The sequence below is a fragment of the Kribbella sp. ALI-6-A genome, assembly GCF_001984195.1.
In the GTDB taxonomy this organism is placed as follows: domain Bacteria; phylum Actinomycetota; class Actinomycetes; order Propionibacteriales; family Kribbellaceae; genus Kribbella.
Window position 1 is genome coordinate 2,400,157 of sequence record NZ_MTQN01000012.1, and the last position, 14,749, is coordinate 2,414,905.

Sequence of the window (14,749 nt, forward strand, 5' to 3'; positions counted from 1 at the left end):
GTCCGTGGTCAGGCGGTGTACTCGAGCGCGCGTGGTCCGGCTGGTGGGTTGTGGATGCCGGTCCGGCGCAGGCCGGCCGCGGCCGCCAGTTCGTCGTACTGGGCGAGCGTGCGTTCGCGGCCGTGGCCGAGCACCAGGACGATCAGGTCCATCGTGGTGAAGGACGCCTGATGGGTGTCGGCGGCTTCGGCGACGAAGATCGAGCCGCCCGGGCGCAGGGCCCGGCGGCACCGCGTCAGCACGTCGACCGCCTGGTCGTCCTCGAACGAGTGCAGCAGCATCCGGAGCAGGAACGCGTCGGCCTGCGGCAGCTCCAGCTCCAGCACGTTGCCGGCCACGACGTCGCAGCGATCGGTGAGCGCGGCCTGCTCGAACCGCTGCCGAGCGGCGTCGACGCTCGTCGGCAGTTCGATCAGCGTCCCCCGCAGTTGCGGGGTGGCCGTGAGGATCGCCTCCAGCTGGACTCCGGTGCCGCCGCCGACGTCGACCAGGTGCTCGAACCGGCTCCACTCGATCGCGCGGACCAGCAGCACCGCCTCGTTGCGGGTGTTGGCCGCCATCAGCTGGTCGTACGACGCGGCGGCGACCGGGTCGAGGCTGGTCTTGTTCGCCGCCTGCAGAGGTCCGCCGCGCCGTACGACGCCGAGCAGGTCCAGGTGCGCGCGGTCCATCGTCGCGCCGTACCCCTCCTGGTCGAGCCAGCGGCGGGCGGCGCTCGGGTCGTCGTCGAGCAGCCACTGGGCCGTCTCACCCAGCGCGAAGCGGTCGCCGTCGAGCGCCTCGAAGATCCCGCGGGCCGCCAGGTAGCGCAGCACCCGGCCCAGTGCGTCGGCGTCGGCGTCGGCCACGACGGCCAGGTCCTTCAGGTCGAGCGGTCCTTCCGCGAGATGGTCGGCAATGCGCAGAGTCGCGACGGTCCGTAATGCCATCGGCGTGACCAGATCGGTCATCGCCCAGAATTCGAGCAGTCCGAGGGTCGTCACGAAAGGCCTCCCTGAGCTGAATTGGTGTAATTGTTCGCGCGGCGCTTTTGCGCGCCTAAAATGCGAATTGTCTCCGCCGCCGCGACGGCGTCGCTGCGCGCATTTCCGTGCCGGCCGTCACTGGAATACATATCGGGGTCGGTGGACAACGGGTGCGTGGTCAGATGCACGTGGATCGTGCCGTGCCGCTCGGCCAGTGCGCGGGTCCGCTCGGACAGCAGCCGCATGCGCTGGTGGAGGCCGGGCCGGAGCCAGCCCTGGATCGCCGGGCTGGCCGAGACGTCGAACATGCCGAGCGTGATCACGTCGGCGCCGGCGGTCTGCAGCGCGGTGATCATCGCCTCCAGCTCGCGGTCGACCCGGTCCGGGTCGTAGCGGGCGCTGAACGCGTCGTTGCCGCCGCCGACCACGAGCGCCAGGTCCGGCTGAAAGGCCAGGGCGGGGGCCAGCTGCGTCGCGCGGATCTCGTGGGCGCGGAGACCGCTGACGCCGAGATTGAGGTACTCGAGGTCGGGTGCCGCCGCGGTGAGCTCGGCGGCCAGGCGGTCGGCCCACTGGAGGTCGCTGTAGCCCTCGAGCGGCTCGCAGAGGCCCTCGGCCACGCTGTCACCGAGCACGACGAAGCGGCGCCAGGGGTGGCCCGCGAGCAGTTGCGCACTCTCGCCGGGGCGCAGGCAGTAAGGGTCTTCTTGCTCGATCAAGCGGGCTCCTGGGTCTTCTGGGCGCCGAACTGGGGGGTGTCGTGCGGGCGGCGGTACATCTGGACGACCGGGATCAGCGTGGCGAGCAGGAAGAGCCCGCCGGACAGCAGCAGCGCCGGGCGCAGGCCGAGCGCGGAGACGCTCCAGCCGCCGAGCAGGCTGCCGACGGGGATGCCGGCGAAGGTCAGGGCGCCGATCACGCCGAACACGCGGGTCTGCAGGGCGGGGGGAACCCGCTCGAAGAGCGTGGCGCCGATGACCGGGTTGAGCGAGGCGTTGGCGATCCCGCACAGGAAGCTGACCGAGACGACCAGCCAGACCGTGTCCGACAGGCCCATCGTGAGCAGCCGCGGAGCCCCGCCGATCAGCGCCCCGATCACGAACGCCCGGTACGGCGGGATGCGGTCGGCGTACACGGTGAAGATCACGTTGCCGAGCAGCGCCCCACCGGCGAAGCCGCCGAACAGCAGCCCGAGCACGACGGGGGAGCCGACGACCTCCTCCACCCACAACGGCGTGAACACCGCCCCACTGGCCTGCCCGAACACGTTGATGGCGAACGTCATCAGCATCATGCCGATCAGCACCTGGTCTCCCCGGAGGAAGCTGAAACCGCCGCGCAGAGCGGTCCAGTACGGCTCAGTGGTCGGCTTGTCCTCAGCGGGAGATTCAGTGGGCAACCGCACCAGGGTGGCGACCAGCAGCGCGCAGGCGGCGAACGAGACCGCGTCGGCCCACAGGGCTCCGCTCGTCCCCAGCCACGCGATCAGCAGGCCGCCGAGTGGGGCTCCGACAAGCGTGGCGGCTCGGCTGAGGCCCTCGTACAGGGAGGTGATGCGGAGCATGGACACGTCGCACTGCTCGGCCAGCGGACGCAGCATGACGTGCTTCACCCGGTCGCCGATGCCCCGCAGCGACCCACCGACGGCGACGAGCAGCGCGAGCTGCAGGAACGACGTACCAGGCATCAGGATGATCGCGACCAGCGCGAGCGCGCTGCCGGTGTCGGCGACGATCGACGTCCGCCGGTGGCCGAAGCGGTCGGCCAGGGGTGCGGCCAGGACGCCGGTGAGCGCGTAGGGCAGCATCTCGGCGGCCGCGATCACGCCCATCTTCGCGGCGCTGCCGGTCGTGGTCAGGACCAGCCACGGGATCGCGACGGCCGACACCCGCGTGCCCAGCGCGGACAGGATGTCCGCGGTGAACAGGCTGATCAGCGCGGTGCGCGGCGAGGGGCGCAGCGGGTGCCCTCCGGCCCGCGCGGCGGTGCTCATCCCGCGTGCCGAGCGCGCAGGGCGACCTTGTCGACCTTGTGGGCCGACGTCAGCGGCAGCTCGTCCAGGAACTCCACCGTGCGCGGCACCCACATGTCGTTGAACTCGCCGCGCACCACGGCCTGCAGCTCCGCCGCCTCGACCGCGGCTGCGGCGTACCGGACGACGTACGCGTGCGGCACCTCGCCGAACTCCTCGTCCGGTACGCCGATCACCGCCGCCGCGCGGACCCCCGGCTGCGCCTGCAGCAGGTCCTCGATCGGGCGGCAGTAGACGTTCCAGTTGCTGGCGCCGGTGACGATCGTGTCCTGCACCCGGTCGACCACGTACAGAAACCCGTCGGAGTCCAGGTAGCCCAGGTCACCGGTCCGGACCCACCCGTCGACGATGGTCCGCTCGGTCAGGTCGGGACGCCCCCAGTACCCCGCGAAGCGCAGCTTGCTGGTCGCGTAGATCTCCCCGGTCTCACCCGCCGGCAGCGGCTGTCCGTCGGCGTCGCGGATCTCCACCCGCACATCCCCGTACGGTGTACCGGAGGAGCGCAGCCGCTCCGGATGCTCCGGGTCCTCGGTGAGCCCCGGCTGGGCCGTGACGACGATGACCTCGCTCAGCCCGTAGACGATCCGCAGCACCGGCCCGAACCGCGCGATGGCCTGCCGCAGCCGCGACGGCGCCGCCGGTCCCGCGCCGACGTTGAGCATGAACATGCTGCTCACGTCGGTCGTCGCCAGGTCGGGATGGTCCAGCAGTTGGTAGAGCAGTGGCGGCGACACGTACGTCGAGTTGATCCGCTCGCGCTCGATCGTGGCCAGCGCGCGACCGGCGTCCCACTGGTTCTCGACGAACAGCACACCGCCCTGGAACAGGTTGAAGAAGCTGGTGATCTGCCCGCTGGCGAACGCCATCGGCGAGTGCGAGAGATGCCGCAGCACCGGCAGTCCGGCGGCCAGGTAGTCCGCGGCCAGCGTCAGGATCTGCTCGTAGAACGCCTGCCGGTGGTGCACCAGCTTCGGCTCGCCGGTCGTCCCGCTGGTCTGCAGGCAGGTGGCCGGCTCGACCTCGCTGTGCTCGGGGGTGAACGTTCCGGACGGCGGCCGCAGCAGGTCCGGGCCGAGCCCACCGGGACCGAGGCAGTGCACCGGTACGCCGAGCTGGACGGCCAGGCGTTCGCCCAGCACCGCCTTGCTCGTCGCGTCGTACACGAACACGTCCGGCTGGGACAGCCGCGCGAACGCCTCGATCTCCCGGCGGCCGGCGATCGGCGCGATCCACATGCTGCGGGCGCCGACCAGGTGCAGGGCCAGCTGGAGTGCGGGCAGTTCCAGCGTGTTCCCGGCCAGCACGAGCACGCCGGTGCCCGGCCCGACGCCGCGTTCCTGCAGCGTCGCGGCCAGGTCGAGCACCTGCGCGCGGAGCTCGGCGTAGCTGAGCCGCCGGTCGCCGGCCACGATCGCGGGCGCGTCGCCGTAGCCCGCGAACAGGCCGAGCGCGGTTTTCACGTAGGAATCGGAATGCTCCAGGTTTTCGCCCACCACGAGATCGACCGACATGGCACCCCACCCTTCTCGATCCGGGCAGGACTGTACTTGCCGAATTACCCGGCGGCCAGGTTTCGCCGGAATTCAAATGGGCGATTAAAAGTCTCCGTTGACGTGTCAGGTTTCCGGAACTAGGTTGCCGTCACCGCCACTCGCGCCGGGTATTTCCGATCCGTGCGCGCTTCAACCCAATGGGGGGTTGTTCCATGCGCATTCCCAGTACTGTCCGAACGGCCGCGCTCGCCGCGGCTGTCTCGCTGGCCGGCTCGGCGCTGGTCTTCACCGGCTCCGAGGCCGGCAGCTCGTCCGGGTCGCAGAACGCGTCGGCCGAGGTCCAGAGCGCGTCGACCGGTGGCCAAGAGGGCAAGGCCACGTGGGTCGGCAGCTGGTCCACCGGTGTCACCAAGCCCGAGAGCGCCGGCTTCACCGCCACCGGCCTGAACGACCAGAGCGCCCGGTACGTCGTCCGCCCGTCGGTCGGTGGCGACAAGGTCCGGATCCGGTTCTCCAACATCTACGGCGACCGGCCGGTGCGGATCGGCGCCGCCACCGCCGCGAAGGCGAACACCGCGACGCCGGCGATGTCCGACCTCGACCCGGCCTCGAAGCGCACGCTGACCTTCGGCGGCAAGACCACCGCCACGATGACCCGGGGCGGCGAGCTGCTCAGCGACCCGATCGACCTGCGGATCCCCGACCTGGCCACGCTGGTGATCAGCGTCTACTACCCGACCGCCACCGGTCCGTTGTCGTGGCACGCGCAGTCGTTCCAGGAGAACTACTTCGGCCCGGGCAACCTGACCGACGAGACCACCGGTACGGCGTACACGACCACCCGCGCGTGCTGCTGGACGCTGCTGTCCGGCGTCGACGTGCGCACCGACGACGCGGACGGATCGGTTGTTGTGCTGGGTGACTCGATCGCGGACGGCGTCGGCAGTACGGCGAACGCGAACAACCGCTGGCCCGACCAGCTGGCCGAGCGGCTGGCCGCCGACGACCGGCGCCGGACCGCGGGCGTGCTCAACGTCGGCATCGCGGGCAACCGGCTCAACAGCGACGGCAGCGACCCCATCCTGGGCGCGCCCGGCTTCCAGCAGATCGGCCTGAACGCGCTGGCCCGGCTGAACGAGGACGTCTTCGCGCAGACCAGGCCGGAGACGGTGATCACCCACCTCGGCGTCAACGACCTGTGGATGGACAACGCCTCGGCGGACCAGATCATCGCCGCGCTGCAGCAGATCAACGCCCAGCTGAAGGAGCACGGGATCCGCAGCCTGGCCGCGACCATCACGCCGTACGAGGGCTTCACCACGCCTGGCGGCTGGACCGCGGAGAAGGAGGCGAACCGGCAGGCGGTGAACGCCTGGCTGCGGAACTCGCCCGGCTTCGACGGGGTGATCGACTTCGACAAGGTGGTCCGTGACCCGGCCGCGCCGACGAAGCTGCGCGCCGAGTACGACTCTGGTGACCACATCCACATGAACGACGCGGGCTACCAGGCGATGGCGAACTCGATCCCGCTGCAGCTGGTCCGGTGAGTCGCTGATGACCGCCGCCGCCCAGGTGCTGCAAGGACTGTTCAGCGCAGCGGGTCTCGAGGACCCGTACCGGTACTACGCCGAGCTGCGAAGACACGGTCCGGTCTCCCTCATCGGGGGCAGCAGCCCCTACGCGGCGGTGGTCACCGGGTACGACGCGGTGAACCAGGTCCTGCGCGACCCGCGGGTGCGGGTCACCGACGACGTGTTCGCCGACGAGCAGGCCGGTCCCGGGTGGCGAGAGCATCCGGTGCTGGCCGCGCTGCACAACTCGATGATGTACAGCAACGGCGATCGGCACACCCGCGCGCGGCAGCTGCTCCAGCAGGTCTTCACGCCCCGCCGCGTGCAGGAGTTGCAGCCGGCGATGGTCCGGCAGATCGGGCAACTGATCGACGGCCTGGCTGATCGGCTGGCCGCGGACGGGGAGGCGGACTTCATGACCGAGTTCGCCTACTTGCTGCCCAGCAGCGTGGTTGCCGCGTTGCTGGGGATCCCGGAGCACGACCTGGCGTGGTTCCGGCCGCGGGTTGAGCGGATCGTCGAGTTCCTGGACGTGACCGGCAAGACCGACGAGGTGCTGCGCCGGGCGAACGACGCGACGGTGGAGCTGAGCGACTACTACCACCGGCTGATCGCCGAACGCCGGCGGTCGCCGTCCGACGACCTGATCAGCCGGCTGGTCAGCGCCGAGCACGACGTCTCCGACGACGAACTGGTCTGCAACCTGCTGGTCCTGTTCAACGCCAGCTTCGTGACGACGATCCATCTGCTGGGCAACGGCATGTGGTTGCTGCTCGACCGTCCCGAACTGCGCTCGTGCCCACCGGAACAGTTCGTCGAGGAGGTGCTCCGGTACGAGTCACCGGTCCAGTTCGTCGCCCGGTACGCCGACGATGTGCTCGAGATCGCCGGCACGACGATCCCGCCGAAAGAGGTGTTCCTCGTGATGCTCGGCGCCGCCAACCGCGATCCGGCGAACTTCCCCGAGCCGGACCGCTTCGACCCGGCCCGCTTCGCTCGCGATCCTTACACCCACACAGCGGAACGCCGCGCTGGAGGGAACATGCGGTGGGGGGCGGCTCCCACCGACGGCGCCGCAGGCGCCGGCGGCGAGAACTCGCGGCCGTTGAGCTTCGGAGTCGGACCGCACTTCTGCCTTGGAGCCTCGCTTGCTCGGGCGGAGGCGCAGTTGGCGTTTCCTCTGCTCCTGCAGCGGTTTCCGGGGTTGCGGAAGGTCCGTCCGCCGGTGCGGTATCCGCAACAGTTCCTGCGTGGGTTCGAGTCGATGCCAGTGGAGGTGTGCGATGCCCCTTGATCCGCAAGTAGCAGCGCTGCGTGCCCAGCGCGCGGCGGACGACGTACCGCAGCTCTACACCCAGACGCTCGCCGAGGCCCGGGCCGCCGATCTGGCGTCGATCCGGGCCGCCGGCGGGGAGGTGGAGCCGGTCCACTCGGTCGAGGACGTCTTCGTCGACGACCTCGGCCTGCCGCTGCGGATCTACCGGCCCGAGGGCGACGGGCCGATGCCGACGCTGGTCTACTTCTTCGGCGGTGGCTGGACGCTCGGCAGCATCGACACCGCGGACGGCATCTGCCGCCGGCTCGTCAACGCGGCCGGCTGCCAGGTGATCACCGTCGGGTACCGGCTCGCGCCCGAGCATCCCTTTCCCGCGGCGGTGCACGACTGCCACCGGGCAACTTCCTGGATCGCGAAGGCCCCTTTTGTCGATCCCGAGCGGATCGTCGTCGGTGGCGACAGCGCGGGTGGCAACCTCGCCGCGGCGACCACGTTGCTTGCCCGGGACAACGGCCCCGGGCTGGCCGGGCAACTGCTCGTGTACCCGAACACGCTCTATGGCTCCGACACCGCCAGCATGCGAGCCGGTGACGACCCGTATCTGTTCAACCGTACGTCGGTGAACTGGTACTGGAACCACTACCTCACCGACCCCGCCCAGGGCGCCGATCCGCTCGCGTCCCCGATGCTCGCGTCGTCCCACGCGGGTCTGCCGCCTGCGCTGGTGATCACCGCGGAGTTCGATCCGCTCCGCGACGAAGGCGAGTTCTATGCCGAGAAGTTGTTCGCCGCGGGCGTTCCCACCACCCTGACCCGCTACGACGGGATGGTCCACGGCTTCTTCGCGATGTCCGGGGTGGTGGACGCCGGAGGGCGAGCGATCGAGGAAGCGGCGACGTGGTTGCAGGGAATCTTCGGCAATGACTGAAGCTGTCTGTCTCGCGGACTACGAAGGGCTCGCCGGGTGCGTGCTGGCCGAGTCGGTGCGCGACTTCGTTGCCGGCGGCAGCGGTGCTGAGCTGACCTTGCGGGGCAATCGTCGCGCGCTGGACTCGGTGCGGGTGGTGCCTCGGGTGATGGCCGGCGTGGAAGCGGCCGATCCCGCGTGCCGCTTGGTGGGAACGGCTTCGGCGATGCCAGTGGCGGTGGCTCCGATGGCCTACCAGCGGCTGGTGCATCCCGACGGGGAACTGCGGCTGGCGGAAGCAGCGGCCGGCGCGGGCGTGCCGTACGTGATCTCGACCCTGAGCAGCTACCCGCTGGAAAAGATCCCGGGAGACACCTGGTTTCAGCTGTACTGGTTGCGAGATCGAGGCGTGGTCGAGTCGCTGGTCGAGCGGGCGGTCGACGCCGGGTGCTCCGCGCTGATGGTGACCGTGGACGTGCCGGTGATGGGGCGGCGGTTGCGCGACGTGCGGAACGCCTTCGCGTTACCGGACGGGATCACCGCGGCGAACTTCGAGACCACGACGCAGGCCCACACCGCCGTACCGGGGCTGTCGGCGGTGGCGGCGCACACGGCGTCCGCCTTCTCGCCGGCAGTGTCCTGGAAGGATCTGGAGTGGCTGCGCGGCAAGTGCGAGCTTCCCCTGGTGGTGAAGGGGATTCTGGACCCGCGTGACGCTCGGCACGCTGCCGACGTGGGCGCCTCGGCAGTGGTGGTGTCCAACCACGGAGGGCGGCAGCTCGATGGCGCGGTGGCGTCGATCGACGCGATGCCCGCGGTGCTGGACGCTATTGGCAACGACCTGGAAGTGCTGTTGGACAGTGGAATCCGCAGCGGGACCGACGTTCTGAAGGCGGTCGCGATCGGCGCTTCCGGCGTACTGGTGGGCAGGCCGTTGCTGTGGGCACTGGCTGTGGACCGATGCGACGAAGCGTTCGGCCTGCTGCGGACAGAACTGACCGACGCGATGCTGCTGGCGGGCTGTGCGGACCTCGCCGCCGTCAAGGGACTGACCTGGAGAACCGATGGCTGACCTCGACCTCACCGAGCTGCACGGCGCGTTGACCGATCGCGCGCTCAACTCGATGAACTTCCTCAACGAGGTCGCCCAGCACTACCCGAACGCGATCTCCCTCGCGGCCGGCCGGCCCGCCGAACAGTTCTACGCGGTCGAGGACCTGCACTCCTACCTGGACACGTTCTGCGACTACCTGCGTGACGAACTCGGGTACGACGAGGCGGCGGTCCGGCGGACGATCTTCCAGTACGGGCGGACGAAGGGCATCGTGCACCAACTGGTCGCGCGCAACCTGCTCGCCGACGAGGACATCACCGTCGACCCCGAAGCGCTGGTCGTCACGGTCGGTTGCCAGGAGGCGATGGTGCTCGCCCTCCGGGCCCTGCGCGCGACTCCCGCCGACGTGCTGCTCGCCGTCTCCCCGGCGTACGTCGGGATCACCGGCGCCGCCCGGCTGCTCGATCTTGCTGTCCTGCCGGTTGCCGGTGGCAACGGCGGAGTCGATTTCGACGACCTGGTCGCAGTGATCAAGACAGCCCGGGCCGACGGCCTCCGCCCGCGCGCCTGTTACGTGATGCCCGACTTCGCGAACCCGTCCGGCCTCAGCCTCGACCTGGACACGCGGCAACGGCTGCTCGACGTCGCGGCCGAACAGGACCTGCTGCTGCTCGAGGACAACCCGTACGGACTGTTCCCGGCCGAAGGCATCGAGCGGCTGCCGACGCTGAAGGCGCTCGACACCGAGCGGCGGGTGATCTATCTCGGATCGTTCGCCAAGACCGCGTTGCCCGGCGCACGCGTCGGGTACGTCGTCGCCGACCAGGTGGTCGCGCACCCCGACGGGACCACCAGCCTGCTCGCCGACGAACTGTCGAAGATCAAGAGCATGCTCACCGTGAACACCTCGGCGATCGGCCAGGCGATGATCGGCGGCAAACTCCTGCAGCACGACTGCAGCCTGGTCGCGGCCAACGAGCGCGAGCGAGCGACGTACGCCGAGAACCTTCGCGCGCTGACCGAGGGGCTGGCGGCCCGGTTCCCCGGCGGCGAGGTCAGCTGGAACGTGCCGTCGGGTGGGTTCTTCCTGGTGGTGACGGTGCCGTTCGTGGTCGACGACGCGTTGCTGGCGAAGTCGGCCCAGGAGTACGGCGTGCTGTGGACGCCGATGAGCCACTTCTACGACGGTGACACCCCGATCCACGCGCTCCGGCTGTCCTGCAGCTCGGTGACGCCGGCCGAGATCGAGCCGGCGCTGGACCGCCTGGCCGCGCTGATCCGCGACCAGCTCTGAGATTGGTCCTCTCCACGGCGTACCAACTGGATCTGTCTGCCGGACCGGTTCGTTCCTAGCGTGGAGCCATGACCAGCCTCGCTTGTGAACCCCCCCGTCGCGCTCCGGCCCGAGCGTCTCGTCACGCCGCAGTTCGCCCGGCTGCTGATCGCCACCTTCGGATCCGGCCTGAGCATGTACCTGCTGACCTCGGTCGTACCGCTCTACCTGGCCGCGAACGGCGCCGGCGGGATCGGCGCCGGCCTGTCCACCGGCACGATGATGTTCGCGGCGGTCGCCGTCGAGCTGGTCGTGCCGGCGATGCTGCGCCGGTTCGGCTACCGCGCGACGCTCGCGCTGGGACTGGTTCTGCTGGGAGCGCCGAGCATCGCCCTGGTCTTCTCGGCGTCGATGCCGCTGGTGCTCGCGGTCTGCGTGGTCCGGGGCGCCGGTCTGGCGATCATGGTGGTCGGCGCGGTCGCCCTGGTCGCCGAGATCACCCCCGCGGCCCGGCGCGGCGAAGCTCTGGGCGTGTACGGCGTGGTCGTCGGCCTCCCGGCCGCGCTCGGCCTGCCGCTCGGCGTCTACCTGACCGGCGTAGTCGGCTTCGGCACTCTGTTCGTCCTGGCCGCCGTCTGCTCCCTCGCGGGACTAGCTGCTCTGTCGACGATGCCGGGTCGGCCGGCGGTCGCTGACGAGGAGCACCACGTACAGGTGCTGGGCGGCTTGCGGGGAAGCGGTCTGGTGATGCCGTCGCTGGTCTTCGCTGCCGTGACTGTTGCTGCAGGCATCAGCGTCACCTTCCTGCCGCTGGCCTCGGGCAACCATGCGCTGGTGGCGGTCGCCCTGCTCATCCAGTCGGTCACGGCGCCCGCCGCACGCTGGGTCGCCGGCCGCTTGGGCGATCGCGTCGGACCCGCCAAGCTCCTGCCTCCCGCGCTGGTGCTGGCCGCGATCGGCGCCGCGTCCCTGGTCTTCGTCGGTACGCCGGCCGCGGTGCTGGCGGGCGCCGTCTGCTTCGGGATCGGCTTCGGCGCCGCGCAGAACCTGACCTTGGCGATCATGTACGACCGCTCGCCGCGCAGCCGCTACGGCCAGGTCAGCGCGCTGTGGAACCTCGCGTACGACGCCGGCTGGGGCGCGGGCGCGATCCTGTTCGGCTTCGTGGTCGCGGGCGTCGGTTACCCGACGGCGTTCGGGCTCACCGCTGCCGTGCTCGCGCTGGCGATCGTGCCGGCGGCGACTCAGAGCTTGCGCAGCCGGACCCAGCGCACCGCGTGATCGGCGCCCTTGCGCAGCACCAGCGTGGCGCGGGACCGGGTGGGCAGGATGTTCTCCCGCAGGTTCGGGCCGTTGATGCCGTCCCAGAGCGACTCCGCCTTGGCGACCGCCTCGCCGCGGCTCAGTTCGCCGTACCGGACGAAGTAGGACTCCGGGTTGCGGAACGCCGTCTCCCACAGCTTGAGGAAGCGGTGCACGTACCAGGAGCGGATGTCGTCGGCGGCCGCGTCGACGTACACGGAGAAGTCGAAGAAGTCGCTGACCGCCAGGCCGCTCTTGCCGTCGGCGTGCCGGGGCGCGGGCTGCAGCACGTTCAGGCCTTCGAGCAGCAGGATGTCGGGCTGCTCGACCGTGGTCCGGACGCCTTCGAGCCGGTCGTAGTGCAGGTGGGAGTAGACCGGGGCCTCGACGTTGTCCATCCCGGACTTCACCTCGACCACGAACCGCAGCAGCGCCTTGCGGTCGTAGGACTCCGGGAAGCCCTTGCGCAGCATCAGGCCACGGCGCTCGAGCTCGGCGTTCGGCCACAGAAAGCCGTCGGTGGTGACCAGGGCGACCCGCGGGTGCTCGGGCCAGCGCGCCAGCAGTTCGCGCAGCAACCGAGCGGTGGTCGATTTGCCGACGGCAACCGAGCCGCCGATGCCGATCACGAACGGCGTCCGGGTCGCGCCGTGGCCGAGCGCGCTGTTGCCGAGGAACGCCTCGGTGTCGGCGTGCAGCGCGCGGGCGTGCCGGACGTACAGCGACAGGATCCGCGACAGCGGCAGGTAGACCTCACGCACTTCGTCGATGTCGATCTCGTCGCCGAGACCGCGCAGCCGCTCGATCTCCTCGGCGGTGAGCGGTGACTCGGTCGTCTCGGCCAGTTGCGCCCAGGCGGCCCGGTCCAGCTCGGTGTAGGGAGTCACCTCCCGTGGCGGCTGCAGCATGGGGCCCATTGTTCCCCCATCGGGGCGGGCTACGCTGACCGGCATGTGCGGCGCTGACTCTGCGGGTGTGGTAGTTGTCACATCAGGAACCCCATGATCGTCGGGGTGGGCATCGACGTGGTGGACGTCGAACGGTTCATGAAGACGCTGGAGCGGACCCCCGGACTGCGGGATCGGGTCTTCACCCCGGCCGAGGCGGTCCGGCCGCCGGCGTCGCTCGCGGCCCGGTTCGCGGCCAAGGAGGCGCTGGCCAAGGCGCTCGGTGCCCCGGCCGGGATGCACTGGCACGACGCGGAGGTTCGCAGTGACGACAGTGGCCGCCCGTGGCTGGAGATCACCGGCACCGTCGCGGCCAAGGCGTCCGAGCTGGGAGTCCAGAGTCTGCACCTGTCGCTGAGCCACGACGCGGGCATCGCGTCGGCGGTCGTCGTACTCGAAGGCTGAGCCGGTTCGTTTCTGGGAGGTTTGCCATGCGTCGCGCGCACACCGTCGAGCAGGTCCGGGCGGCCGAGGCCGAGTTGATGGCCCGGTTGCCGGAGGGAACGCTGATGCAGCGGGCCGCGACCGGCCTGGCTGTTGCCATTAGCAACTTCATCGGAGGCGCGTACGGCGCCCGCGTGGTGCTGCTGGTCGGTTCCGGTGACAACGGCGGCGACGCCCTGTACGCCGGGGAGAAGCTGGCCCGGCGCGGCGCGCACGTGGTCGCGGTGCTGCTGTCGGACAAGGTCCACTCCGGCGGACTCGAGGCGCTGCGGCGGGCCGGCGGCCGGGTCGGTGCGTCCGGCGAGATCGCCGGGGCCGACGTCGTCGTCGACGGGATCGTGGGGATCGGTGGGCGGCCGGGTCTGAAGCCCGAGGCGCTGGCGGCGGTCCGGCTGGCCGAGCAGCACGGCGTGCCGGTGGTCGCCGTCGACGTCCCGTCGGGGGTCGAGGTGGACTCGGGCGAGACGCCGGCGCAGACCGGCGCGTCGACGCCGACCGAGTTCGTGCGGGCGGCGTTGACCGTGACGTTCGGTACGCACAAGATCTGCCACTTCGTGGATCCGGCTGCCGCGGCGTGCGGACCGGTGCACCTGGTCGACATCGGTCTCGACCTGCCGCCCGCGGCGGTCGAGGTGCTGCAGGCGTCCGACGTCCGGGCGCTCTACCCGGTGCCGCGTGGGGAGTCGGACAAGTACTCGCGCGGGGTGCTCGGGCTGATGGCGGGCTCGGCTCAGTTCCCGGGCGCGGCGGTGATCGCGACCGCGGGGGCGCTGGCCGGTCCGATCGGGATGCTGCGGTACGTCGGGCCGGACCCGGTCGCGGAGGCGGTGCGCACGGCGCATCCGGAGATCGTCGTGGGCGAGGGGCGGGTGCAGGCGTGGGCCGTCGGGTCGGGGCTCGGCTCCGAGCTGGACGTCGCGAAGGTGCGTGAACTGATCGACTCCGAGGAGCCCGTCCTCCTGGACGCGGACGGGATCAAGGCGCTCGACGACTCCGGTGACCACGCGAACGTGCTGATCACGCCGCACGCCGGGGAGTTGAGCCGTTTGCTGCACGTGGACCGGGCGACGGTCGAGGCCGAGCGGCTGAAGCACGCGCGACTGGCGGCCGAACAGTTCGACGTCACTGTGCTGCTCAAGGGCTCCACCACCGTTGTCGCCGCGCCCGACGGGCGGATCCGGGTCAACACCAATGCCACGCCGTGGTTGGCCACTGCTGGCTCCGGCGACGTACTGGCTGGTCTGTGCGGGGCGTTGCTCGCGGCGGGGCTGGATCCGTTGGATGCGGGAAGTGTCGGTGCGTACTTGCATGCGGCGGCTGCGCGGCTTGCGTCGTCGGCGGGGCCGATCACGGCGATGTCGATTGCCGGGGCTGTGCCCGCGGCGACTCGGCAGATCCTGGAAGACGTGAGGTAGAGCAGGCGCCGCGCCGTCCACCTGTTGCGGGGCTGAGCCCGGGCGGATAGGACGGACTGTGTTGGTGCCC

Annotated in this window: 13 protein-coding genes; 8 read left to right on the top strand and 5 right to left on the bottom strand. The window is 70.5% G+C overall.

Annotation, left to right across the window (positions count from 1 at the left end):
• Positions 1-8 precede the first annotated feature (8 nt).
• Genes BWI15_RS38080 through BWI15_RS38095 form a run of 4 tightly spaced genes read right to left on the bottom strand, consistent with a single transcriptional unit; the run spans position 9 to position 4,508 of the window.
• Positions 9-983 (bottom strand): methyltransferase, encoded by a 975-nt coding sequence (locus BWI15_RS38080; protein ID WP_237771627.1) that lies wholly within the window; start codon positions 981-983, stop codon positions 9-11.
• Positions 980-1,684, bottom strand: a complete 705-nt coding sequence (locus tag BWI15_RS38085) for an SGNH/GDSL hydrolase family protein (RefSeq protein ID WP_077019298.1) — start codon at positions 1,682-1,684, stop codon at positions 980-982. Before BWI15_RS38085 ends, BWI15_RS38080 begins: the two co-directional genes overlap by 4 nt.
• Positions 1,681-2,958, bottom strand: coding sequence for an MFS transporter (locus tag BWI15_RS38090; protein WP_077019299.1), 1,278 nt, complete (start codon positions 2,956-2,958; stop codon positions 1,681-1,683). The genes BWI15_RS38085 and BWI15_RS38090 overlap by 4 nt, the downstream gene beginning before the upstream one ends.
• Positions 2,955-4,508, bottom strand: a complete 1,554-nt coding sequence (locus BWI15_RS38095; protein WP_077019300.1) for a class I adenylate-forming enzyme family protein — start codon at positions 4,506-4,508, stop codon at positions 2,955-2,957. The genes BWI15_RS38090 and BWI15_RS38095 overlap by 4 nt, the downstream gene beginning before the upstream one ends.
• Positions 4,509-4,702: 194 nt before the next feature.
• Between BWI15_RS38095 and BWI15_RS38100 the strand changes: the two genes are divergently transcribed.
• The 6 genes from BWI15_RS38100 (at position 4,703) to BWI15_RS38125 (ending at position 11,852) form a co-directional block, all read left to right on the top strand.
• Positions 4,703-6,037: an SGNH/GDSL hydrolase family protein gene (locus tag BWI15_RS38100; RefSeq protein ID WP_077019301.1), complete on the top strand. Its 1,335-nt coding sequence runs from the start codon at positions 4,703-4,705 to the stop codon at positions 6,035-6,037.
• A 7-nt stretch (positions 6,038-6,044) separates the two neighbouring features.
• Positions 6,045-7,355, top strand: coding sequence for a cytochrome P450 (locus tag BWI15_RS38105; protein ID WP_077019302.1), 1,311 nt, complete (start codon positions 6,045-6,047; stop codon positions 7,353-7,355).
• Positions 7,345-8,265, top strand: a complete 921-nt coding sequence (locus BWI15_RS38110; protein ID WP_077019303.1) for an alpha/beta hydrolase — start codon at positions 7,345-7,347, stop codon at positions 8,263-8,265. The genes BWI15_RS38105 and BWI15_RS38110 overlap by 11 nt, the downstream gene beginning before the upstream one ends.
• The gene (locus tag BWI15_RS38115) at positions 8,258-9,316 is read left to right on the top strand and encodes an alpha-hydroxy acid oxidase (RefSeq protein ID WP_077019304.1); all 1,059 of its coding nucleotides are present in this window, start codon (positions 8,258-8,260) and stop codon (positions 9,314-9,316) included. Before BWI15_RS38110 ends, BWI15_RS38115 begins: the two co-directional genes overlap by 8 nt.
• On the top strand, positions 9,309-10,592 hold the full coding sequence (locus BWI15_RS38120) for an aminotransferase-like domain-containing protein (protein ID WP_077019305.1): 1,284 nt from the start codon (positions 9,309-9,311) through the stop codon (positions 10,590-10,592). The genes BWI15_RS38115 and BWI15_RS38120 overlap by 8 nt, the downstream gene beginning before the upstream one ends.
• Positions 10,593-10,676: 84 nt before the next feature.
• The gene (locus tag BWI15_RS38125; protein ID WP_077019306.1) at positions 10,677-11,852 is read left to right on the top strand and encodes an MFS transporter; all 1,176 of its coding nucleotides are present in this window, start codon (positions 10,677-10,679) and stop codon (positions 11,850-11,852) included.
• Here BWI15_RS38125 and coaA read toward each other — a convergent pair.
• A complete protein-coding gene (gene coaA / locus BWI15_RS38130; protein ID WP_077019307.1) occupies positions 11,816-12,781 on the bottom strand; it encodes a type I pantothenate kinase in 966 nt (321 codons plus the stop codon). The genes BWI15_RS38125 and coaA overlap by 37 nt on opposite strands.
• Before the next feature lie 93 nt (positions 12,782-12,874).
• Between coaA and BWI15_RS38135 the strand changes: the two genes are divergently transcribed.
• Both BWI15_RS38135 and BWI15_RS38140 read left to right on the top strand, forming a co-directional pair.
• On the top strand, positions 12,875-13,225 hold the full coding sequence (locus BWI15_RS38135; RefSeq protein WP_077019308.1) for a holo-ACP synthase: 351 nt from the start codon (positions 12,875-12,877) through the stop codon (positions 13,223-13,225).
• A 26-nt stretch (positions 13,226-13,251) separates the two neighbouring features.
• The gene (locus tag BWI15_RS38140) at positions 13,252-14,679 is read left to right on the top strand and encodes an NAD(P)H-hydrate dehydratase (RefSeq protein WP_077019309.1); all 1,428 of its coding nucleotides are present in this window, start codon (positions 13,252-13,254) and stop codon (positions 14,677-14,679) included.
• Positions 14,680-14,749 lie beyond the last annotated feature (70 nt).